Consider the following 21953-nt stretch of genomic DNA (forward strand, 5'->3'; position numbering starts at 1 on the left):
TCGCGCAGATGGGTTCATTCCGGGTTGGGGGTCCGATTGCGGACATTCCGGGCGGTGATCGCAGGCGCCGTCGTCGCCGCCGTGACCGTCGTCGCGGGATGCGGCGGCGTGGTGAGTACGACGTCGCCGCGCACCCGCCCGCTGCAGGTCGGGCTCATGTACGACATCGGCGGGCGGGGCGACCAGTCGTACAACGACGCCGCGGCAGTCGGAGTCGACGAGGCCAAGCGCAACCTGACCGGCCTGCGGGTGCGGGAGGTCGAGGCCGCGCCGGGCGAGCCCGCGGGCCGAAAGGTGGAGCGGGTGCGGGCGCTCGCCGAGGCCGGCTACGACCCGGTCATCGCCGTCGGCTACTCGTACGCGCCGGCGCTGGCGCGGATCGCGCCGAGGTTCCCCAAGACCCGGTTCGCGATCGTCGACGAGCCGACGGTGTCCGGCCCCAACATCACGAACCTGCTGTTCGCCTCCGAGGAGGGCTCGTTCCTGATGGGCGCGGCGGCGGCGATGAAGTCGAAAACCGCGGACGTTGGCTTCGTCGGGGGCAACCGGTCGCCGCTGGTCAGGAAGTTCGAGATCGGCTACGTCCAGGGCGTGAAGCACGTGAAGCCGCGGGCGCGGATCAGGATCGCCTACCTCACCGCCCCCCACGATCTGAGCGGCTTCGATCGGCCGGACAAGGCGCGGAAGGCCGCGCAGCGCATGTACCGGGCGGGCGCCGACGTGGTCTACCAGGTGGCCGGGGCCTCGGGGGCGGGGGTGTTCCGCGCGGCGGACAAGGCCGGGGCGTGGGCGATCGGCGTCGACTACGACCAGGCCAAGAGCGCCGACCCGGCCGTGCGCCACGTGATTCTTACCTCGATGATCAAAAGGATCGACGTCGCGGTCTACGACTACCTCGCCAGCGTCGCCGACCACACCGTCACCAGCGGCCGGGTCGTGTACGACCTGAGGCGCGGCGGCGTCGACTACAGCCTCACCGGCGGCCACATCACCGACATCCAGCCGCGCCTGGAGCAGCTCAAGCAGGAGATCATCCACGGCAAGGTCAGGGTTTCCCCAGGCTGACCCCCCGGTCACGGTGCGGACTGGTCTCAATAACGGACATGTTGCGGACTCGTGCGCGGGTTTGGTCTATGCAGGTCAAACAACTATCTTCCGTGCAGGGTTGCCGTGCGTTCCTGCGTGCGTGCGACGAGAGTCAGACGGGCGGGGAACGGAAGGGGAGTCACGACCTTGCTCCGCAATCGAGTTAGCAAACTGGCCGCCGCCACAGCGAGCGGCGCCTTGCTCATGGCCGCCGCGGCGTGTGGGGGTAGCGACGAGACCACCACGACCGGAGCCTCGGCAGACGCGTCCAGCGCGCCCGCCGCCTCCCAGGTCAAGGTCGGCCTGGCGTACGACATCGGTGGCCGCGGCGACGGTTCCTTCAACGACGCGGCGGCGGCCGGCCTGGACAAGGCCGAGTCGGAGCTCAAGGTCGAGAAGAAGGAGCTGGAGGCCACCCAGGGCGAGACCGACGCCCAGAAGGAGGAGCGGCTGCGCCTGCTCGCGTCCGGGGGCTACAACCCGGTCATCGCGGTGGGCTTCGCCTACTCCGGCTCCGTGGCGAAGGTCGCCAAGGAGTTCCCGGACGTCAAGTTCGCCATCGTGGACGACGACGCGGCCAAGGGCGACAACATCACGAACCTGATGTTCGCCGAGGAGCAGGGGTCGTTCCTCGTCGGTGCCGCGGCGGCGCTGAAGTCCGAGAAGGGCAACGTCGGCTTCGTGGGCGGCGTCGACGTGCCGCTGATCCACAAGTTCGAGGCGGGCTTCGAGGCCGGTGCGAAGGCCGTCAAGCCGGACATCAAGATCCAGAGCAAGTACCTCACCCAGCCCCCGGACTTCGGCGGCTTCGGTGACCCGGCCAAGGGCAAGACGGCCGCGCAGGGCATGTACGACGCCGGTGCGGACGTGGTCTACCAGGCGGCCGGCGGTTCGGGCGCGGGCGTCTTCGAGGCGGCCAAGGCCGCCAACGCGATGGCGATCGGCGTCGACTCCGACCAGGCGGCGCTCCCGGCGTACGCCGACTTCAAGGACGTGATCATCACCTCGATGATCAAGAAGGTCGATGTGGCGGTCTTCGACTTCCTGAAGAACTACACCACCGGCACGGTCAAGTCGGGCCCGTCGGTCTACGACCTCAAGGCGGGCGGCGTGGACTACTCCACGACCGGCGGCAAGATCGACGACATCAAGTCGAAGATCGACGAGTACAAGCAGAAGATCATCAACGGCGAGATCACGGTCCCGACGTCCTGACCTGCGCAATCGAGGGGCCCGGAGGCACCCGCCCCGGGCCCTTTGCTCTACCCTCACTATCACTTGACCGTCACCGGGCACTCCGCGAGGAGGAGGCCGACATTACCGCCGCGACCGTTACGGAACCCGCAGTAGAACTCACCGGGATCACCAAGAGGTTCCCGGGAGTCGTCGCCAACAGCGACATCCACCTCCGCGTCGTCAAGGGGCACATCCACGCCCTCGTCGGCGAGAACGGAGCGGGGAAGTCCACGCTGATGAAGATCCTGTATGGGATGCAGCGTCCAGACGAGGGTGAGATCCGCGTCAACGGGAAGCCCGTGGGCTTCCACACCCCCGCCGACGCGATCGGCGCCGGCATCGGCATGGTCCACCAGCACTTCATGCTGGCCGACAACCTGACCGTGCTGGAGAACGTGGTTCTGGGCAGCGAGCCGCGCCGCGGCGGCCTCGCCCTCGACTTCGCCGCCGCACGCAAGAAGATCCGGGAGATCTCCGACGCGTACGGCCTGGGCGTACGGCCGGACGTGCCGGTCGAGGATCTGGGGGTCGGCGACCGCCAGCGGGTGGAGATCCTGAAGGTGCTCTATCGGGGCGCCCGCATCCTGATCCTGGACGAGCCGACCGCCGTGCTCGTGCCCCACGAGGTGGACGAGCTGTTCGACAACCTGCGCGGCCTGGTCCGCGAGGGGCTGACGATCCTGTTCATCTCCCACAAGCTGGACGAGGTCCTCCGGGTGGCCGACGAGATCACCGTGATCCGGCGCGGCACCACCGTGGCGACCGTGAACCCCAAGGACGTGACCTCCCGCAAGCTCGCCGAGCTGATGGTCGGCAGCGAGCTGCCCAGCCCCGAGACCCGTGAGTCGACCGTCACCGACGTCGTCGCCCTGTCCGTACGCGACCTGACCGTGCGCACCGGCGACGGGCGGCCGGTGGTCGACGACGTGAGCTTCGACATCCACAAGGGCGAGGTGCTCGGCATCGCGGGCGTCGAGGGCAACGGCCAGGCGGAACTCGTCGAGGCGATCATGGGCATGCGCCCCTGCGAGGCCGGCGCGCTCACGCTCGGCGGCGCCGACATCTCCCAGTGGTCGACCCTGAAGCGGCGCGCGGGCGGCATCGGCTACATCCCCGAGGACCGCCACCGGCACGGCCTGCTGCTCGAGTCGCCCCTGTGGGAGAACCGCATCCTCGGCCACCAGACCCGCCGGCCCAACGTCAAGGGCCCGTGGATCGACCGCGCCGGCGCGCGGGCCGACACGCGGCGCATCGTCGAGGAGTACGACGTGCGCACTCCCGGCATCGACGTGGACGCGGCCACGCTGTCCGGCGGCAACCAGCAGAAGCTGATCGTCGGGCGGGAGATGAGCGGCGACCCCGTGCTGCTGATCGCCAGCCACCCCACCCGCGGCGTGGACATCGGCGCCCAGGCGGCGATCTGGGACCACCTGCGCACCGCGCGCGCCGCCGGGCTGGCCGTGCTGCTGATCTCCGCGGACCTCGACGAGCTGATCGGGCTGTCCGACACGCTCAAGGTGATCCTGCGCGGCAGGATCGTCGCCGACGTCGATCCCGCGAACGTGACCCCCGAGCAACTGGGCTCGGCGATGACCGGCGCCGGGGAGGGCGTATGAACGGGTTCGTCGACCGGCTGCTCGGCCGGGTGCGCCTCGGCGGCTGGCTCGCCGTCGCCGCGCCGGTCATCGCGGTCGCCTTCGCGGTGCTGATCACCTCGGTGGTCCTGCTCATCGCGGGCAGCGATCCGGTCGGGGCGTTCACCACCCTCGCCGAGTACGGCACCCAGCCGCGGTCGATGGCCATGATCCTCAACACCGGGGTCATGTACTACATCTCCGCGCTCGCGGTGGCCGTCGGCTTCCGGATGAACCTCTTCAACATCGGCGTGGACGGCCAGTATCGGCTCGCGGCCGTGGTCGCCGCCGGGCTCGGCGGCGCCGCCGTGGTGCCCGGCGTGCTCAACATCGTCCTCGTGATCGTCGTGGCGGTGGTCGTCGGCGCGCTGTGGGCCGCGATCGCCGGCCTGCTCCGGGTCTACCGGGGCGTGAGCGAGGTCATCTCGACCATCATGCTGAACGCGATCGCCACCGGCCTCGGCTCGTGGCTGGTCAGCGAGCATTTCGGCGTGCTGACCGGCAACGACCTCGGCACCAGGCCCATCCCCGACGACGCGCACATGCCGGGCATCCCGCTCATCGCCGGCACGCCGGTGCTGGTCAACGGGTTCATCGTGGTCGCGGTCCTGCTCGGTATCGCGTACTGGGTGGTGCTCAACCGCACCCGGTTCGGCTTCGAGCTGCGGGCGACCGGCAAGTCCGAGTCCGCGGCGGTGGCCAGCGGCGTCAGCGTGAAGAAGATGATCGTCGTCACGATGGTCATGTCGGGGGCGGTCGCCGGTCTGATCGGCATGCCGGAGCTGCTCGGCGCCTCCTACAAGTACAGCAACAACTTCCCGGCCGGCCTCGGTTTCACGGGCATCGCGATCGCCCTGCTCGGCCGCAACAACCCGGTCGGCATGGCGGTCGGCGCGCTGCTGTGGAGCTTCCTGGACAACTCGTCCAACCAGCTCCAGCTGCTGGACATCTCCAAGGAGATCGTCCAGATCATGCAGGGCGTCGTCGTGCTCTCCGTGATCATCGCGTACGAGCTGGTCCACCGCTACCGCATCGTCGCGGAGCAGCGCAGGGTCAGCCGCGAGCTCGCCGCGCCACAGGAGGCGCCGAAGGCGGAGGCGGCGGCATGACAACGAGGCCGGACGGAATCGAGGAGACGGCATGACGGCGACGGACCTCCCGGTCGAACGCCCGGTCGAGACGCCCCCCGCGCGGCGCTTCCGGCTGTCGGCGCCGGTGCTCCTGCTCGGCCTGGCCGGGCTCGTGGTGCTGTTGTCGATCGCGCGGCTGGTGACCGGGGCGAACGACATCACCTCGGCGGGCACGGTCAGCGCCGCGCTCGGCCTCGCCGTGCCGATCGGGCTCGCCGGTCTCGGCGGCCTGTGGTCGGAACGGGCCGGCGTGGTCAACATCGGCCTCGAAGGCATGATGGTGCTGGGCACCTGGTTCGGAGCCTGGGGCGCCCTCCAGTTCCACAGCCCCTGGGCGGGCGTGGTCGCCGGCGCCGTCGGCGGGGCGCTGGGCGCGGCGATCCACGCCGTCGCGACCGTGACCTTCGGCGTCGACCACATCATCTCCGGCGTGGCGATCAACATCGTCGGCGTCGGCTTCACCCAGTATCTGTCCCAGCTCGTCTTCGACGGCATGCCGGGCGGCGGGACGAAGAACTCGCCGCCGCTGCCCAAGATGGGCACGGTGAGCCTGGGCTTCCTCGACGACCCGCTGCGGACCGTCGAGGCCAAGCACTGGTTCGTGCTGTCGGACTTCGCGGGCGTGTTGCGGGGCATCACCCAGGGCGTGTCCTGGTTCACGATCCTGGCGATCCTGCTGGTGCCGCTGTCGTTCTACATCCTGTGGCGCACGCCGTTCGGCCTGCGCCTGCGGGCGTGCGGCGAGCGTCCGGTCGCGGCGGAGTCGCTGGGCGTCAACGTCTACGCGTACAAGTGGGCCGCCGTGATCGTCTCCGGCGTGCTCGCCGGGCTCGGCGGCGCGTTCCTGTCGCTCGTGGCCGCGGGGATCTACCGCGACGGGCAGACGGGCGGGCGCGGCTACATCGGCCTCGCCGCGATGATCTTCGGCAACTGGCGTCCCGGCGGGCTCGCCGGCGGCGCGGCGCTGTTCGGTTACACCGACGCGCTCCAGCTCCGGCAGGGCGGCATCTCGGTGCACGCGCTGCTGCTGGTCGTCGCGCTGCTGCTCGTCGCCGTGGCGGTCTACCAGCTCGTACGGCAGCGGCGCGGGGGCGCGGCCCTGATCACCGCGGTCGTGGCGATCGCGGTGTTCGTGGTGTTCGCCCTGACGGACACCGTGCCGGAGCAGTTCACCTCGTTCACCCCCCACCTGACCACGCTGCTGGTGCTGTCGCTGGCCTCGCAACGGCTGCGCATGCCGGCGGCCGACGGCGTCCCGTATCGAAGGGGGCAGGCGAAATGAGCATCGACTGGGAGGCGCTGCGGGTCGCGGCCCGCGAGGCCATGACCCGCGCGTACGCGCCGTACTCGAAGTTTCCCGTGGGGGCGGCGGCGCTCGTCGACGACGGCCGGGTCGTGACCGGCTGCAACGTCGAGAACGCGTCGTACGGCGTGGGGTTGTGCGCCGAGTGCGGGCTCGTCTCGGCGCTGTACGCGAGCGGCGGCGGCAGGCTGGTGGCCTTCACCTGTGTGGACGGCCACGGCGAGCTGCTGATGCCGTGCGGCCGCTGCCGTCAGCTGCTGTTCGAGCACGGCGGGCGGGACCTGCTGGTGGAGACGCCCGACGGGCCGATGCGGATGGCCGACTTCCTGCCGTTCGCCTTCGGGCCCGACGATCTGTCGAGATAGAGGGGGAAGCGTGGGGTTCGACGCGATCGAGGTCATCACCGTCAAGCGTGACCGGGGTGAGCTGTCGACCGCCCAGATCGACTGGGTGATCGACGCGTACACGCGGGGCGAGGTGGCCGACGAGCAGATGTCGGCGCTGCTGATGGCGATCCTGCTCAACGGCATGAACCGCAGGGAGATCGCGGACTGGACCCAGGCCATGATCAGGTCGGGGGAGCGGATGGACTGGTCCTCCCTCGACCGGCCCACGGCCGACAAGCACTCCACCGGCGGGGTCGGCGACAAGATCACTCTGCCGCTGGCCCCGCTGGTCGCCGCCTGCGGCGCGTACGTGCCGCAGTTGTCCGGGCGGGGCCTCGGGCACACCGGCGGCACGCTGGACAAGCTGGAGTCGATCCCCGGCTGGCGGGCGTCGCTGTCGAACGACGAGATGCTGGACGTGATCCGCTCGGCCGGTGCGGTCGTCTGCGCGGCGGGCGCGGGCCTCGCCCCGGCCGACAAGAAGCTCTACGCGCTGCGCGACGTCACCGGCACGGTCGAGTCGATCCCGCTGATCGCCTCCTCGATCATGTCCAAGAAGATCGCCGAGGGCACGGGATCGCTCGTGCTCGACGTGAAGGCCGGCTCGGGCGCGTTCATGAAGAACGTGGACGACGCCCGGGAGCTGGCGCGGACGATGGTCGAGCTCGGCACCGACGCCGGGGTGCGCACGGTCGCCCTGCTCACCGCGATGGACCGGCCGCTCGGCCTGAAGGTGGGCAACGCGCTGGAGGTCGAGGAGTCCGTCGAGGTGCTCGCCGGCGGCGGCCCCGCCGACGTGGTCGAACTGACCGTGCGGCTGGCCAGGGAGATGCTGGAGGCCGCCGCCGTCCCGGGCGCCAGGGACCCGGAGGAGGCGCTCAAGGACGGCTCGGCGATGGACGCCTGGCGGCGCATGATCGTCGCCCAGGGCGGCGACCCGGACGCGCCGCTGCCGGTGGCCGCCGAGTCGGCCGTGGTCACCGCCCCCACCTCGGGCACGCTGCGCACGCTCGACGCGCTCAAGGTCGGCGTGGCGGCCTGGCGGCTCGGGGCCGGACGGGCCCGCAAGGAGGACCCGGTGTCGGCCGGTGCGGGCATCGTCCTGCACGCCAAGCCCGGCGAGACGGTCCGCGCCGGAGCCCCGCTGATGACCCTGTACGCCGACGAGGCCGCCAGGTTCGACCGGGCCCTCCAGGCTCTGGAGGGCGCGTACGAGATCGGCGAGGACGGCGGCGCGGACCTGCTACCGCTGGTCATCGACCGCCTCACCGCCTGAGCGTCAGCGCGGGATCAACAGCGCGCCCATCCCGACGAACAGGCCGCCGGTGAGCAGGTCGAGCCGCTTCTTCAGCCGCCGGTAGCCCCTGGTGATCCACGGGCTGCCGGCCAGGAAGGCGACGGCGGAGAACCAGGCGAACGCCACGGCCAGCATCGCGCCGAGCGTGACCGCCCGCATGACGAGGTCCGTACGGTGCGGGAGCAGGCTGGCGAACAGGGCGCCGAAGAAGACGAGGGCCTTGGGGTTGGCGAGGTTGGTCAGCAGCCCGGCGCGCCACTCGCGCAGCCTGCCCGGACCGTGCGTGTTGACGGGCGTGGCGGCGGCCGGGGCGGCGTCGTCGGCCGAGGCCGTGTCGCTGTCGGCCGTGTCGCTGTAGGCAGGGGGCGACTGCCTGCGGGCGGCGCGGATGGTGGCCACGCCGAACGCGACGAGGAACAGGGCGCCGGCGACGCGGGCGGTGGTGTAGAGCCACTCGAACCGCTGGACGAGCACGGTGACGCCGAACAGACCGGCGACCGCCCACACGCCGATGCCGGTGACGACGCCCGCGGCGGCGCGCACGCCGCTGCGCCGCGACCCGCCTGCCGAGTATCTGAGCACGATGAGGAAGTCCGGTCCCGGGCTCATCACCACCAGGATCCAGACGCCGAGCAGGGGAAGCAACGGCAACCACGACATGGGTGGGTCCTTCCTGGCCGGGCTCGGCCAGCCGTGGACGGGTTCGGCAGGAGAGGCGGGGGATGTGCGGGCTGGAGGCGGGGGAGCCGGAGAGGGCATGTTCAGCCGGCCACGGGCGAGGCGATGACGACGGTGACGTCCGCCGGGCCGTCGCCGGTGCGGTAGCGGTGCGGGCGGTCGCCCGCGAACGCCAGCAGATCGCCCGGCCCGAGGAGGCGCGGATCGTCGTCGGGGCCGGCCGTGACCTCGCCCGCGGCGACGAGCAGGTGCTCGACGGTGCCGGGCGCGTGCGGGACGCCGGCGAGGTCGGTGTGCGGCGGCATGCGCAGCCGCCACAGCTCCAGGCTGTGCCCGCTGCCGATCCGGCGCAGCAGTTCGCGTGTCGGGCCGTCGGCGGCCGCGGGCGTCGAGGGCAGGTGGACGGGACCGGCGTCGGTGTCCCTGGTCAGCAGGTCGGTCAGGGGGATGTGCAGCGCCAGGGCGACGGCCTCAAGCGTCTCGATCGTCGGGTTGCCGGTGCCCGCCTCCAGGCTGGACAGCGTCGCCTTGCCGAGACCGGCCCGGCGGGCGAGCTCGGCCGCGCTCATGCCGCGCTGTGCCCGGCGCAGCCGGATCTGCGCACCGATCGCCGTCGCCGCCCTGCTCATGACGACATCTTACATGGAACCATACGTTCGCTATACCGAACGGCTATCCAGGTCGCTCGCGGCGAGGGCGTCGCCCAGGGGCGTGCGGTAGTACAGGACCGACCGCCCGGCCCTGCGCCGCCGTACGAGGCCGGAGTCGAGGAGCACCTTGAGGTGGCGGCCCACCGACCCCAGGCCCTGGCCGGTCAGCGCCACGAGGTGGGTCGTGCTCTTCGGCGCGGCGAGCAGCACGAGCACCCGCGCCCGCGCCGGGCCGAGCAGCCTGCCGAGCGCCTCGGGCACCGGCGCCCGATCGGGCTCGGCCAGCGTTCCGGAGCAGGGGTAGACCAGGGCGTAGTGCCGGCCCGCCGTCCAGGCGGTCCACGCCTGGCGGGGAGTGACCGGGACGAACACCAGCCTCGCCCCGCCGATCTGCCTCGGCGGGTAGTCATAGGTGTTGATCTGCAGCCGGTTGCCGCCGAGCCAGCGCATCCCCTTGCGCATGTCGTTCAGCGCGGCGGCCCAGCCGCCCTGACTCATGTGACCCACGCGGGCGACGACGTCGGCCTCCATGATCCGCCGGCGGCGCGGCCAGTCGGGCAGCACGGTGCGCGTCCAGACCCACTCCAGCAGGCCGGCCGCGCGCTCCGGCAGGTCGGGACGGCGCAGCGGCTCCGGCAACGGGCCGCGCAGCGCCACCTCGATGTCGGCGTGCGCGGTCTCGGGCGGGGTCGCGCGGACGCGGGCCAGTTCCTCCTCGAAGGCGGGCTCGCCCTCGCCGGTCGGAGCGAGCGTGAGGAAGTCGGCGGTCCAGTTGCGTCCCCGCGCGGCCCTCAGCAGCAGCGCGGTGATCGGGTCGCCGGCCAGTCGGGACCGGAAGGCGGGCAGGTGGGCGTCGAGCCACTCCCGCTCGCCCGGGTGCGCGGCCGACGCCCGCTCCAGGGTGAACAGGCAGGCGGTGGCCTCGGCCAGCGGAGAGATCACGAACCTGCTCTCCGCGAGAGTGTCGGCGTTGATCAGCCACCAGCCCATGTTTCGCCTCCCCGCGAAACAATAACGGCGGAGCGCGGCGACGATCGAGGCTCCCGTCATGCGTACATATGGGGAACTGTTCCGCACCCCCGAGTTCACGCCCCTGTTCACCGTCGCGTCCGCGCAGGTGGCGGCCTCGACCGTGAGCGGCCTGGCGCTCGGCACGCTCGTCTACGGGGCGACGGGGTCGCCGATGCTGTCGGCCCTGAGCATGTTCGGCTCGTCCTTCGCGCAGGTGTTCGGGGCGACGGTGCTGCTGTCGGCCGCCGACCGGCTGCCCCCGCGTGCCGCGATGACGGCGCTGGCGCTGGTGCACTGCGCCGGCACGGCCGCGCTCGCCGTGCCGGGGCTGCCGCTGTGGGCGGTGTTCGCCGTCGTCCTCGGCATGGGGCTCGCCGCCTCCCTCGGCGGCGGAGTCCGGTTCGGGCTGCTCAACGAGATCCTGCCCAGGGACGGCTACCTGCTCGGCCGCTCGGTGCTCAGCATGTCGGTCGGCGTGCAGCAGATCGTCGGCTTCGTCGCCGGAGGCGTGCTCGTGACCGCGCTGTCCCCGCGCGGCACCCTGATCGCCGGGGCGGGGTTGTATCTCGTCGCCGCGGCCGTCGCCCGGTGGGGGCTCACCGCCCGCGCGCCCCGCGCACAGGGACGGCCCTCTCCCGCGGAGACGTGGCGGATCAACCGCGCGCTCTGGTCGTCAGGGCTGCGCCGCCGCCTCTACCTCGCTCTGTGGGTGCCGAACGGCCTGATCGTGGGCTGCGAGTCGCTGTACGTCGCCTACGACTCCCGGCACGCCGGGCTGCTGTTCGGCTGCGCCGCCGCCGGGATGCTCGCCGGGGACACGCTGATGGGGCGGTTCGTCCCCAAGCGGTGGCGCGAGCGGCTGAGCGCTCCGCTGCGGCTGCTGCTCGCCGTGCCGTACCTGGTCTTCCTCCTCCACCCGGCCCTGCCGGTCGCGGTCGCCGCCGTCGTGCTCGCCTCGGCCGGATATTCGGCCAGCCTGCTGCTCCAGGAACGCCTCATGTCCGTCACCCCTGAGGAGATGAGCGGGCAGGCGCTCGGGCTGCAGTCGTCGGGCGTGCTCACCATGCAGGGGGTCGGCGCGGCGATCGCGGGGGCGGTGGCCCAGTTCACCTCGCCCGCGGCCGCCATGGGCGTGATGGCGGTGGCCTCCGTCGTGGTCACCCTCGCGCTGGCGCCCGGCCTGCGGGCCGGCACGGCCACCGAGGTCCGCTCCGCCACGGTCACCGGCGCCGGCGCGTCCCGCCGTACGGGACCGCTCGGCACGCGGAGAGGCCGGGAGTAGGTTTGAGCACCGTGTCACATCACGAAGGCATCCGGCATGTCGAGATCGGCGTCGCCGATCTGGCCCGCTCGCTCGACTTCTACCGCGACCTGCTGGACCTCGCTCCGGCGGAGGGCCCGGCCGCGGGGCCGGGCGTCGCGTGGCTGTCGGCCGGGTCCGTATTGCTGAAACTGGTCGAGACGGGCGACGGCGATCTCGGCGGCTGGGTGAACGACGACCTCCAGCGCGGCATCCGGCACATCGGCTTCAAGGTCGGCGACGTCGATCTGCGGGCCGAGCGCGTCCGCGACGCCGGGGTGCCCTTCACACTGCCGCCGCTCGACGCGGTCGGCGGCGTGCGGATCGCGTTCTTCCAGGACCCGGACGGCACCCATCTGGAGATCACGGACAACTACCTGCGATATCACCGGGTCGCCTCGCCGGAACTGGCCGAGCGGGAGCGGCAGGCCACCCTGAGCAGGCCGCGTACGGCGCCGCCGGTCTTCGACCACGTGGCGGTCACGTCCGCCGACCTCGACGCCGCGCTCGCCGTCTACCGGGACCGGCTCGGTTACGAGGTCATCGGCCAGATATCGCAGGACCAGGACCCGCGAGGCTTCCTGATCACGTACCTGCTGGCCGGGAACGCGGTGCTGGAGCTGTTCACGTTCACCGCTCCCACGACCGCGAGCCCGTGGACCCCCGACCCGTGCCGCCGGGGCTTCCGGCGTGTCGCCATCGCCGCCGAGGACCCGGAGGAGGTGGCCTCCCGGCTCGTGGAGGCGGGCGCGAGGGTGGCAGGGAACGGCGTGCGGGTGGACGCGGACGCTGTGCCGGTGAACGCTGACGCTGTGCTGATGGCCGCGGACGGTGTGCTGAAGGGCGCCGACGGAGTGCTCGTGGACGCGGACGGCGTGCCGCTCCTGATCGTCTGACCCCGCCATCCTCTCCGGCATAGGAATTCGTCCCGTCCGGTCGAGACCGAGGAGAGGGGGCCTGCCTGCGCGGCGCGTGTGCCGTGGGCCGGCGCCCCTCCGTCAGACGGGGCGAGGCGCCTCGTCCGGCGCGGCCGGCGCGTAGCCGGCGTTCACGAGGTGGGGGAACAGGTGCGCGGACAGGATGGCCCGGTGAGTGGGGGTCGCCTCCGCGTGCCGTCGCCGGCCCTCCTCGGTGACGTGCACGAACACCCCGCGCCGGTCCGCCTCGCACAGCGCGCGGGCGACCAGTCCCTCACGCTCCAGCCGGGCGATGAGTCGTGACAGCGCGCTCTGGCTCAGGTGAACCTGGCCGGCGAGCTCCTGCACGCGGAACTTGGCCGCCTCCGGCCCGGCGCAGGAGGAGGACTGGCCGGCCTCCACGAGGCGCTCCAGCACCTCGAACTCGCTCACGCCGAGCCCGTGCCTGTCGCTCAGCTCCCGCTCCAGCGCGCACGACACCTCCGCGTGCCGGGCCAGCAGCTCGCGCCAGGCCATCACCACGAAGCCGGTATCGATGTCGTTCATGCGAGACCGCCTTTCTCGGCCGCGACCATACCATGCGCACACATTAGATGCAAACGCATTATTTGCTTGTGCATTGAATGCATGTGCATGTAGGTTCCCGTTCCATGACTTCCTCCATTCAGGACGAGCGCTGGGGGGCCCGCCTGTGGGGTGCCCTCACCGTTCTCTGCGCCGTCGTGTTCCTCGACGCTCTTGACGTGTCGATGGTCGGGGTGGCGCTCCCGTCCATCCAGGCCGATCTCGGGATGACCACCTCGTCGCTGCAGTGGGTGGTGAGCGGTTACGTGCTGGGATACGGCGGTCTGCTGCTGCTCGGGGGCCGGACCGCCGACCTGCTCGGCCGCCGCCGGGTGTTCCTGACCGCGCTTGTCGTCTTCGCCGTCGCCTCGCTGCTCGGCGGGCTGATGAGCGACGGGACCCTGCTGATCGCGGCCCGTTTCGTGAAGGGCGTCAGCGCCGCGTTCACCGCCCCCGCCGCGTTGTCCATCATCACCACGACCTTCGCCGAGGGCCCGGCCCGCAACCGGGCCCTGAGCATCTTCACCGCGTGCGGCGCCAGCGGTTTCTCGCTCGGGCTGGTCCTGTCCGGCCTGCTCACCGAGATCGGATGGCGCTGGACGTTCTTCATGCCGGTGCCCGTCGCGATCATCGCCCTCGTGGCCGGGACGCGGCTGCTCCAGCGGAGCGAGGAGCGCGGCGAGGGCGGCCACGACCTCCTCGGCGCCGCGACCATCACCGCGGCCATGCTGCTCCTGGTCTTCGCCGTCGTCGAGGCGCCCAAGGTGAGCGTGGTGCGCACGGTGTTGTCGCTCGCCGGGGCCGCCGCCCTGATCGGGCTGTTCGTCTGGCTGGAGCGCCGGGTGCGGCACCCGCTGGTCCGGCTCGGTATCCTGCGCTCCGCGCCGCTCGTACGGGCCAACATCGGCCTGGTCATCCTGTTCGGCTCGTACGTCGGCTTCCAGTTCGTGGCGATGCAGTACTTCCAGAACCTGCTGGGGTGGAGCGCGTTGCAGACCGCTCTCGCGTTCCTGCCGGCGGGGCTGCTGGTCGCGCTGACCTCCACCACTATGGGCGGGTTCGCCGACCGGTTCGGCACCGCGCGGCTGATCGTGGTGGGCTCGGTGGCGCTGCTCGCGGGGTACGCGGTGTTCCTGCGGGTGGATCTCCACCCCAGCCTGCTCTGGATGGTCCTGCCGGGAATGGTCCTGCTGGGCATCGCGTTCGCGTTGTCGTTCCCCTCGCTCAACATCCAGGCGACGGCCGGGGTCGACGACGAGGAACAGGGGCTCGCCTCGGGCCTGTTGAACACCTCCGGCCAGGTCGGCGGAGCCGTGGTGCTGGCGATCGTCACCGCCGTCCTTACATCGGGGGCGGACGGCGGCGACCCGATCGCCCACTTCCGGGCCGCGATCGTGGTCTCGGCGGGGTTCGCCCTTGTCGGCCTGGCCGTCGCCCTCACCGGGCTCCGGTCCGGCCGGCAGCCGGTCGAGGCGCGGGAGGAGCCGGCGCTGGAGACGGTCTGACCCGTCCTCCGGCTCCTGCCGCCGTCTGAGGAGGGGGCGTCCCGGTGTGGCCGGGGCGCCCCCTCCCGCGGTCCGGAGCGGCGCAGCCTGGCCTCATCAGTGCGTCTTGATCAGTGCGATCTGATCAGTGCGTCCGGGTCAGCGCAGCGTGCCGGGGACCCAGAGGGCGGGCACGACGCCCGCCTGGTCCAGCATGATCGGCCGGGCGGCCCCGGTGCGCACGTCGACGGCGTGGACCGAGTATTCCGCCGCCGGCTCCTCCTCGTCCGCGTCGTCGAGGATCCGCTCCACCTCCACGATCACCTCGTGCTCGTTCGCCCAGCCGCGTACGGCGAAGACGTGCGCGTCCTCGGGGAGGGCCGCCTCGCGCCGGGTGAGCACCCGGCCGGTCGTGGAGTCGAGTGTGACCAGCAGGCCGTGGTCGCCCTTGGCCGGGTGGGCGCGCTCGACCGCCACGGCCACGGCCCGTCCGTCCGGGGAGACCGCGGCACCGTCCTCGAACAGCGCGGAGTCGACCGGCGTACGGCTCAGCGTGCGCCCGTCCGGCCCCACCCGCAGCAGGACGGTCGTGGTGATCCGGCCGGGAACCGCGTCGCTGTCCCACGAGGCCGTGCCCGTCACCGTGCCGTCGTCCGAGACGGCCAGGACCCGCATCCGCCGCGGCAACGTCCTGACCCGATAGGTGGTGAGGTTCTGCAGCCGAGGGCGGAGCGCGTCCGCGGCCGGGCCGAAGTCGGCGGCCATCCAGCGTCCGCCGGGCGAGATGACGACGTGGGTGTCCTCCGGTGAGACCTCCCCGGCGAGCGGGACCATGTCGGTCCTCCTCGTCGTGGTGTCGAGCCGATCGATCATGACGAAGTCGGACGACGCCGCGCTGAAGTAGACCAGGCGGTTGCCGTCCCCGCTGATCGCGAGAAGGGGCTGCCAGCCGTCGCTGAGGACGGGGGACACGTCCGCCACGCGCCACTGCTCGCCGGTGGTCGCCACCACCCGCCACTGGGCACAGCCGCTGTCCGCGAACTCGTCGGCCAGCACGTCCCAGTCGTCGGCGGTGCAGAACCCCCGGTAGGCGAAGCGCACGGGGGCGGGCAGGGAGGGCGGGAGCGTGGGAACCGCGGCGTTCTCGTCGAGCACGCCGGGGGAGCCGCCGTTCGCGCTCTGCCCGGCGCGCCCGAACAGGCCGGCCGCGCCGAAGGCGAGGGGGACGACGACCAGGGCGGTGAGCGTGACGCTCATGGTGGTGACCAGGGCGCGACGTCGTGTGCCCTGCCGCCGGCCGATCCGCGTGGCCTCGGCGGTGAGCGGGACGGGGTCGAGCGCGGGCATCCGCGCGGACAGGACGGCCAACTCCCTGCGCAGCGCCGCCTCCCACGGACCCTCGCCGCGGTCGCCGGGACCGCTGTTCCCCGGCAGAGAGACGGAGGCGGCGGGCGGGACGAACGGCGCCGCGGACGGCGTGATCTCCGCGGGCCCGGCCGGGGACGGCGACGCCCACGAGGTGGACCCTTCCGAGCCGGGCCCCTCCGGCGCGGGTCCTTCCTGAGGAACCGCGCCGGCCGGGGGACTCCCGTCGGATTCCTGGGGCGTCTCGTCCGGGGCCGGCTCCGCCCCCGGCTCCGGCGGCCCTCCCGTCACGAAGGAGGCGGGAAGGCGATCGCGCAGTTCGGCGACGGCGAGCACGGTCTCGGTGTTGGCCGTCCGGGCGTCCATGCGGCACAGGCCCGCCGCCTGCCAGGTGGTGTGCCCGTCGTGGAAGCAGGCCACGACGAGGGCGCGGCGCCGCGGTGTCAGCCCGGTCAGCGCCTCCGCGAGGGCCGCCGCGTCCGTATCGGGAGCGAGACGGCCGGGCCCGCGTGCCGCTCTACGGGCCCGCGGGCGCTTGAGGTAGGCCGCGTACAGCGCCTCACGGGCGGCGTGGGTGGGAAACGACCAGCGTACGGTGCGCCATCTGGCCGCCACGACCGAGAGGGCGGTCACCACGAGGGCGCGGGCGGCCTCCGGGTCACCCGTCAGCGACAGGGCCGTACGGGCGAGCGGCTGCGCCTGATCCGCGGCGAAGGCGTCAAATCCCGGCAGATCTCTCACCGCGGCTCCTCGTCCGTACGGCGGCGAGGCCCGCGTCGTGTCTGGTTCACGTTCGCACTCCCGGCCCGGCGGTCTCTCCCGCCCCTGCAGCCGCTCAAGCGTAGTGCGGATGTGCTCATATGACGTTGTTTCGGATCAACTGCCACACTAGGTGGCATGGTCAGGAGGATCGAAGGCCCCACCCGCATTCCGGTGCCGGGCGGCAAGGTCATTGACGAATACGTGGGCCGCGTCAACAGCGGCGACGAGCAGCTCTCCATCGCGCACATGGTGGCCCCGCCCAGTTGGGAGGAGCCCGCGCAGACCCCGGAGTTCGCCGAGTACACGCTCGTGCTGAAGGGATCGGTCGTCGTGGAGCACGCGGGCGGCACGACCGTGGTCGAGGCGGGCCAGGCGTTCGTCAGCGAGCCCGGCGAGAAGATCCGCTACAGCTCCGGGCCGTCCGGCGCGGAGTACGTCGCCGTGTGCCTGCCCGCGTTCTCCCCGGACACCGCCAACCGCGAGGAGTAGGACCGCCAGGCTTAGGATTGCCGGAAGAACGACGGCGAGGAGGGGGCATGACCAGGCTGCCCACGCTGGAGGAGATTCGCAGGGCGCCCAAGGTGCTCCTGCACGACCATCTCGACGGCGGGCTGCGGAGCGGCACGATCGTCGACCTCGCCCGCGACTGCGGTCACACCCTGCCCACGTACGACCCCGCTGAGCTCGCGGTCTGGTTCAGGGACGCCGCCGACTCCGGTTCGCTGGAGCGCTACCTGGAGACGTTCTCGCACACCGTCGGGGTGATGCAGACCCGCGAGGCGCTGGTCAGAGTGGCCGCGGAGTGCGCCGAGGACCTGGCGGACGACGGCGTGATGTACGCGGAGGTGCGCTACGCGCCCGAGCAGCACACCTCCCAGGGCCTGTCGCTGGATGAGGTCGTCGAAGCCGTGCTCGAAGGCTTCCGGCTCGGCTCGGCCGGGCCGGACGGGAAGCCGCGGATCCGCGTGGGCACCCTGCTGACGGCCATGCGCCACCAGGCCCGCTCGATGGAGATCGCCGAGCTCGCCGTACGCTACCGGGACCTCGGCGTGGTCGGGTTCGACATCGCCGGAGCCGAGGCCGGCTATCCGCCCACCCGGCACCTGGACGCGTTCGAGTACCTCCAGCGGGAGAACGCCCACTTCACGATCCACGCGGGGGAGGGCTTCGGGCTGCCGTCCATCTGGCAGGCCATCCAGTGGTGCGGCGCCGACCGGCTCGGCCACGGCGTGCGAATCATCGACGACATCACGGTGTCGGACGACGGCGAGGCCAAGCTCGGCAGGCTGGCGGCGTACGTCCGCGACAAGCGGATCCCGCTGGAGATGTGCCCGACCTCGAACCTGCAGACCGGGGCGGCCCCGTCGATCGCCGAGCATCCGATCGGCCTGCTGCGCCGCCTGTACTTCCGGGTGACGGTCAACACCGACAACCGGCTGATGAGCGGGACGAGCGTGTCGCAGGAGTTCGCCACGCTGGTCGACGCCTTCGGCTACGACTGGGACGACCTGCAGTGGTTCACGGTGAACGCGATGAAGTCGGCCTTCATCCCGTTCGACGAACGGCTCGCGCTGATCAACGGCGTGATCAAGCCCGGGTACGCGCAGATGAAGTGGCAAGCGTGAAGCCGCAGGTCTTCAGGTCGAAGGCGGCCTGGCTCCTCGGCTGGGTCTGGATGCTGTTCGCCGCCTGGAACGTGTGGGACCTGACGGCCCACGGCCACATGCCGAGCGCGCTGATCGCGGGCGCGGTGCTCGGCGTCATCACGGCGCTGGTCTTCGTGATGGCGCTGCGGCCCGCCGTCGTCGTCGAGGAGGGCGGCGTCCGCGTGCGCAACGTGCTGAGGAACGCCTACGTCCCCTGGAACGCCGTGGACGACGTGTCCGTGACCAACGCCGTCGTCATCGAGTCGGGGGACACCACCGTGCGGTGCTGGACGCCCCAGGCGACGGCCCGTGAGCGGGTCAGGGCCGCCGGGCGGGCCGCCAAGGCGGCCAAGTCGGCGAACAAGGCCGAGCGGGCGGCGGCCGAGGCCGTCGGCGCCCGCACCCACGCCGACTGGGTGGCCGACCAGCTCACCGAGATGAGCCGGTCCCGCCGGGAGAGCTCCTCCGGCGAGACCCGCGTCACCTGGTCGCCGTCCGCCCTGGCGGCCGTCGCCGCCGCGGTCGTCCTGGTCGTGGCCGCTCTCGTCGTCTCCTGATCACCTGGACGGACCGGGAGCGGGGGCCGCTCGCGGCGCCCGTGCGACGTCGAGGCGGCAGTCGTTTGCCGGAGGGGTCTGAGTGCGTCTGGCGCGAGTGATCGTCGTCGTTGTGCTCGCCGCGCTCGCGAGCGTCTACGTGGTCGCGGGTGCGCCGATCGCACTGGCGGTGTTCGGCGTGCAGGTCCTCTATCTGCTGAAGCTCAGGAGGTGGTGGCTGCTCGCCGCGCAGGCCGTCCTCGTCTACACGGCGAGCGTCGCCGGCGGCGTCTCCACCGGGATCCTGGGATTCCTGGCCGGTTCGCTGCTGCTGACCCCTGCCCATCGTGATACCGCGCGCGTGCTGGCGCCGCTCGTGGTGGCGAGCGCGGCGCTGATCGACGCCGCCCGCGGCGGGGCGACGGCCGACGCGACGATCACCGTGCTGCTGGTCTCGCTGGTCGTCTTCGGCCTCACCCGGCTCGTGGAGCGCGCGGGCGAGATGCACGCCGCCCGGCTCTCGCTGGCCGCCGCGGCCGTGGCCGCCGAGCGGCTGCGTCTCGCCGCCGAGCTGAACGACGGCCTCGGGCGGAGCCTGGAGGTGATCGTCGAGGGCGGCCGCCGCGCGCTCGCGGAGCCGGACCGCGCGGGCGAGGTGCTGGCCTCGGTGACCGCCACCGCGCGTGCGGCACTGGCCGACGCCCGCGCCGCCTCCGCCGACTACCGAGCCACCTCCCTCGCGCCGGAGCTCGTCACGGCGCGGGTGATGCTCGACGCCGCGGGGATCGCCGTCGAGGTGCGCGGCGGCCACACCGAGCCCCTCGGTCCCGGCGGGGCGTTGCTGGCGAACGTGCTGCGTGAGGCCGTCACCGACGTCGTACGGCGGGGCACCGCCCGGCTGTGCGTCATCGAGACCAGCGAGCAGGGAGACGAGCAGGGAGCCACCGAGACGAGCGAGCAGCGAGACAAGCCAGGAAACACGGTGCGGCTGCGCGTCATCGACGACGGCCACCGCACCGCCGAGAGCCCCGACTTCGACGGCCTCCGGCTGGAGGAGGCGGGCGGCACCCTCGTCGCCGGTCTGTCCCCCACCGGACACTTCGTGGTGGAGGCGACCCTTCCCCGCGGCCATTCCCCCGCGGCCCTGCCCGGTGAGACGGGCACGGCCGGCGCAGGTGCTCCGGAACCCCCGGCGGGCCGAAGGCGGCGACGGCCCCTGCCGACGCTCACGCACGACGCGTCGTACGCGGTGTCGGTGGCGGTGCTCGCGGCCGTACTCGTGGGCTTCAGCGTCAAGGCGCTGCTCCTGCTCTCCGGCGCTCTCGTCATCCCGGCCGCGGCGTGCCTCGCCGTGATCGTCGTCATGCAGCTCCGCTCCGTCAACGGGCGTCACATGGTGGCGCTGGGGGTGATGGCGGTGCTCACGTACGCGCCCATCCCGGTCTTCGGGCCCGTCTGGCTGGGAGTGGCGGGCTTCCTCGCCGGGCCGGTCCTGCTCGCCTTCCCATGGCCGGCCGCCTGGCCGATGACGGCGGCGATCGTGGGAGGCGTCGCCGCGGCCGGGATGATGTTCGGCCTGCCGGCCCCCGTCCTCGCCAACAGCACGCTCAGCGCGCTCGTCACCGGGCTGGTGGTCTACGCTCTGCTCCGCCTGGCCCAGATCGTGAAGGAGCTCCAGGCCGCGAGGGAGAGCCTGGCGCGCGCCGCGATCGTCGAGGAACGCCTGCGCGCCGCCCGCGACCTGCACGATCTGCTCGGACACTCGCTGGCCGCGATCCTTCTCACCTGTGAGCTGGCCCGCCGCCTGAAGTGCCCGCGGGAGCGGATCGAGGAGATCGTCGCCATGGCGGAGGGTGCGCGAGCGGACCTGCGCTCGGTGTCGGGCGAGCAGCGGGAGCTGTCCCTGGCGGACGAGGTGGAGTCGGCGCGCACGGTGCTGTCGGCCGCCGGGATCCGGGTGACCGTGGAACCGGCCGGGCTGAACCTGCCCGCCGAGGTCGGGACCGTGCTGGGCGCCGTGCTCAGGGAGGCCGTGACGAACGTGCTCAGGCACAGCGAGGCCCGCCACTGTGCGATCACGATGCGGGCCGGTGAGGGCGGGCTGCTGCTGCGGGTCAGCAACGACGGGGTGGGCAGTGCCGGTGCTCACACAGGGAGGACGCGGCCGGGGTCGTCCGGCATCGGCAACCTGACCACCCGCCTCGCCGCCCTGGACGGCCGGCTGACCTCGCACGTCGACGGCGACCGGTTCACGCTGGAGGCCTGCGTGCCGCACCGCGCGCCGGTGCCCGCCTAGATCCGATCGCCGCTGCATCCGATCGCCCCTGGATCCAGCGGGCCCCTAGATCCAGCCGGCCTCGGTGGCGATGCGCACGGCGTCGGTCCGGTTGCGGGCGTTGAGCTTGGTGACGATCCCGGTGAGGTAGTTGCGCACGGTGCCCGCCGCCAGGTGGAGCCGCGCGGCGATGTCCGCCGCGTCCGCGCCCGCGGCCGCGAGGCGGAGCACGTCCGCCTCGCGCGGGGTGAGCGGATTGTCGGCCAGGTCCCAGGCGGTGACCGCGAGCGAGGGGTCGAGCACCCGTTCACCGGCCGCGACCCTGCGGATGGCGGCCACGAGTTCGTCCGGCGGCGCCGTCTTCAGCACGAATCCGGCGACACCGGCGCCGAGGGCGCGGCGCAGGTGCCCCGGCTTGCCGTACGCGGTCAGCATCAGGGCACGGCAGGCGGGCAGGCGCGTACGGAGCTCGGCCGCGGCGGCCAGACCGTCCAGCCTGCCGGGCATGTCGATGTCGAGGACGGCGACGTCGGGGAGATGGACCAGCGCGGCGGCCAGGGCGGCCTCTCCGGACTCCGCGGTCGCGACGACCTCCAGGTCCTCCTCCAGCCCGAGCAGGGCGGCGAGAGCGCTCCTGATGACGTGCTGGTCCTCGGCAAGGAGTACGCGAATCACGCAGATATGTCTACCAGT

20 protein-coding genes are annotated in these 21953 nt (G+C 72.3%); 14 read left to right on the forward strand and 6 right to left on the reverse strand.

Translation table 11 applies throughout. From position 1 onward, the window contains the following. Positions 1-54: 54 nt before the first annotated feature. The 7 genes from BXA11_RS03470 to BXA11_RS03500 all read left to right on the forward strand — a co-directional run bounded on the left by BXA11_RS03470 (position 55) and on the right by BXA11_RS03500 (position 8051). Entirely contained in the window at positions 55-1065 is a 1011-nt protein-coding gene (locus BXA11_RS03470) for a BMP family lipoprotein (RefSeq protein ID WP_239104745.1), read from the forward strand. A 168-nt stretch (positions 1066-1233) separates the two neighbouring features. Then, a complete protein-coding gene (locus tag BXA11_RS03475; protein WP_204053451.1) occupies positions 1234-2301 on the forward strand; it encodes a BMP family lipoprotein in 1068 nt (355 codons plus the stop codon). Positions 2302-2402: 101 nt separating this feature from the next. After that, positions 2403-3938 (forward strand): ABC transporter ATP-binding protein, encoded by a 1536-nt coding sequence (locus BXA11_RS03480; RefSeq protein ID WP_076432666.1) that lies wholly within the window; start codon positions 2403-2405, stop codon positions 3936-3938. Then, positions 3935-5065 carry an ABC transporter permease gene (locus tag BXA11_RS03485; RefSeq protein ID WP_030508468.1) on the forward strand — a complete coding sequence of 377 codons (1131 nt, stop codon included), beginning with the start codon at positions 3935-3937 and terminating at the stop codon, positions 5063-5065. The genes BXA11_RS03480 and BXA11_RS03485 overlap by 4 nt, the downstream gene beginning before the upstream one ends. A 31-nt stretch (positions 5066-5096) precedes the next feature. Next, positions 5097-6368: an ABC transporter permease gene (locus BXA11_RS03490; protein ID WP_030508469.1), complete on the forward strand. Its 1272-nt coding sequence runs from the start codon at positions 5097-5099 to the stop codon at positions 6366-6368. Continuing rightward, positions 6365-6754: a cytidine deaminase gene (locus BXA11_RS03495; RefSeq protein ID WP_030508470.1), complete on the forward strand. Its 390-nt coding sequence runs from the start codon at positions 6365-6367 to the stop codon at positions 6752-6754. Before BXA11_RS03490 ends, BXA11_RS03495 begins: the two co-directional genes overlap by 4 nt. A 10-nt stretch (positions 6755-6764) precedes the next feature. After that, positions 6765-8051: a thymidine phosphorylase gene (locus tag BXA11_RS03500; RefSeq protein WP_076432668.1), complete on the forward strand. Its 1287-nt coding sequence runs from the start codon at positions 6765-6767 to the stop codon at positions 8049-8051. A gap of 3 nt (positions 8052-8054) precedes the next feature. Here the strand turns inward: BXA11_RS03500 and BXA11_RS03505 are convergent, their stop codons facing one another. From BXA11_RS03505 to BXA11_RS03515, 3 genes are all read right to left on the reverse strand, one after another. Beyond that, the gene (locus BXA11_RS03505) at positions 8055-8732 is read right to left on the reverse strand and encodes a LysE family translocator (protein ID WP_076432670.1); all 678 of its coding nucleotides are present in this window, start codon (positions 8730-8732) and stop codon (positions 8055-8057) included. 101 nt (positions 8733-8833) lie between these two features. Beyond that, the gene (locus BXA11_RS03510) at positions 8834-9379 is read right to left on the reverse strand and encodes a helix-turn-helix domain-containing protein (protein WP_076432672.1); all 546 of its coding nucleotides are present in this window, start codon (positions 9377-9379) and stop codon (positions 8834-8836) included. 30 nt (positions 9380-9409) lie between these two features. Continuing rightward, complete coding sequence (locus BXA11_RS03515; RefSeq protein ID WP_076432674.1) at positions 9410-10390, reverse strand: ArsR/SmtB family transcription factor; 981 nt, start codon at positions 10388-10390, stop codon at positions 9410-9412. Between the two features lie 58 nt (positions 10391-10448). Here BXA11_RS03515 and BXA11_RS03520 point away from each other — a divergent pair, with 58 nt between their 5' ends. Then, positions 10449-11693: an MFS transporter gene (locus BXA11_RS03520; RefSeq protein WP_076432676.1), complete on the forward strand. Its 1245-nt coding sequence runs from the start codon at positions 10449-10451 to the stop codon at positions 11691-11693. A gap of 11 nt (positions 11694-11704) precedes the next feature. Beyond that, a complete protein-coding gene (locus BXA11_RS03525; protein WP_159454728.1) occupies positions 11705-12607 on the forward strand; it encodes a VOC family protein in 903 nt (300 codons plus the stop codon). Positions 12608-12709: 102 nt separating this feature from the next. Here BXA11_RS03525 and BXA11_RS03530 read toward each other — a convergent pair whose 3' ends face one another. Further along, positions 12710-13174 (reverse strand): MarR family winged helix-turn-helix transcriptional regulator, encoded by a 465-nt coding sequence (locus tag BXA11_RS03530; protein ID WP_076432680.1) that lies wholly within the window; start codon positions 13172-13174, stop codon positions 12710-12712. A gap of 104 nt (positions 13175-13278) precedes the next feature. Here BXA11_RS03530 and BXA11_RS03535 point away from each other — a divergent pair, with 104 nt between their 5' ends. Beyond that, positions 13279-14697 (forward strand): MFS transporter, encoded by a 1419-nt coding sequence (locus tag BXA11_RS03535; RefSeq protein ID WP_036406766.1) that lies wholly within the window; start codon positions 13279-13281, stop codon positions 14695-14697. Positions 14698-14835: 138 nt separating this feature from the next. Here the strand turns inward: BXA11_RS03535 and BXA11_RS03540 are convergent, their stop codons facing one another. Next, a complete protein-coding gene (locus tag BXA11_RS03540; RefSeq protein ID WP_076432684.1) occupies positions 14836-16782 on the reverse strand; it encodes a SigE family RNA polymerase sigma factor in 1947 nt (648 codons plus the stop codon). A 156-nt stretch (positions 16783-16938) separates the two neighbouring features. Here BXA11_RS03540 and BXA11_RS03545 point away from each other — a divergent pair, with 156 nt between their 5' ends. The 4 genes from BXA11_RS03545 (at position 16939) to BXA11_RS03560 (ending at position 21281) form a co-directional block, all read left to right on the forward strand. Next, complete coding sequence (locus tag BXA11_RS03545) at positions 16939-17292, forward strand: cupin domain-containing protein (protein ID WP_030508478.1); 354 nt, start codon at positions 16939-16941, stop codon at positions 17290-17292. 47 nt (positions 17293-17339) lie between these two features. Beyond that, positions 17340-18428, forward strand: a complete 1089-nt coding sequence (locus BXA11_RS03550; protein WP_030508479.1) for an adenosine deaminase — start codon at positions 17340-17342, stop codon at positions 18426-18428. Further along, on the forward strand, positions 18425-19006 hold the full coding sequence (locus tag BXA11_RS03555) for a PH domain-containing protein (protein ID WP_076432686.1): 582 nt from the start codon (positions 18425-18427) through the stop codon (positions 19004-19006). The genes BXA11_RS03550 and BXA11_RS03555 overlap by 4 nt, the downstream gene beginning before the upstream one ends. Positions 19007-19088: 82 nt before the next feature. Next, positions 19089-21281 carry a sensor histidine kinase gene (locus BXA11_RS03560; protein ID WP_204053450.1) on the forward strand — a complete coding sequence of 731 codons (2193 nt, stop codon included), beginning with the start codon at positions 19089-19091 and terminating at the stop codon, positions 21279-21281. 45 nt (positions 21282-21326) lie between these two features. Here BXA11_RS03560 and BXA11_RS03565 read toward each other — a convergent pair whose 3' ends face one another. Next, complete coding sequence (locus BXA11_RS03565; protein WP_076432688.1) at positions 21327-21935, reverse strand: response regulator transcription factor; 609 nt, start codon at positions 21933-21935, stop codon at positions 21327-21329. Positions 21936-21953: the final 18 nt, after the last annotated feature.

The sequence above is a fragment of the Microbispora rosea genome (genome assembly GCF_900156315.1).
GTDB classification, from domain to species: Bacteria; Actinomycetota; Actinomycetes; order Streptosporangiales; family Streptosporangiaceae; genus Microbispora; species Microbispora rosea.

Coding starts and splice junctions, on each gene's coding strand:
- BXA11_RS03515 (WP_076432674.1), bottom strand. CDS start 10,390: ATGGGCTGGTGGCTGATCAACGCCGACACTCTCGCGGAGAGCAGGTTC.
- BXA11_RS03530 (WP_076432680.1), bottom strand. CDS start 13,174: ATGAACGACATCGATACCGGCTTCGTGGTGATGGCCTGGCGCGAGCTG.
- BXA11_RS03550 (WP_030508479.1), top strand. CDS start 17,340: ATGACCAGGCTGCCCACGCTGGAGGAGATTCGCAGGGCGCCCAAGGTG.
- BXA11_RS03490 (WP_030508469.1), top strand. CDS start 5,097: ATGACGGCGACGGACCTCCCGGTCGAACGCCCGGTCGAGACGCCCCCC.
- BXA11_RS03495 (WP_030508470.1), top strand. CDS start 6,365: ATGAGCATCGACTGGGAGGCGCTGCGGGTCGCGGCCCGCGAGGCCATG.
- BXA11_RS03485 (WP_030508468.1), top strand. CDS start 3,935: ATGAACGGGTTCGTCGACCGGCTGCTCGGCCGGGTGCGCCTCGGCGGC.
- BXA11_RS03510 (WP_076432672.1), bottom strand. CDS start 9,379: ATGAGCAGGGCGGCGACGGCGATCGGTGCGCAGATCCGGCTGCGCCGG.
- BXA11_RS03545 (WP_030508478.1), top strand. CDS start 16,939: ATGGTCAGGAGGATCGAAGGCCCCACCCGCATTCCGGTGCCGGGCGGC.
- BXA11_RS03535 (WP_036406766.1), top strand. CDS start 13,279: ATGACTTCCTCCATTCAGGACGAGCGCTGGGGGGCCCGCCTGTGGGGT.
- BXA11_RS03505 (WP_076432670.1), bottom strand. CDS start 8,732: ATGTCGTGGTTGCCGTTGCTTCCCCTGCTCGGCGTCTGGATCCTGGTG.
- BXA11_RS03520 (WP_076432676.1), top strand. CDS start 10,449: ATGCGTACATATGGGGAACTGTTCCGCACCCCCGAGTTCACGCCCCTG.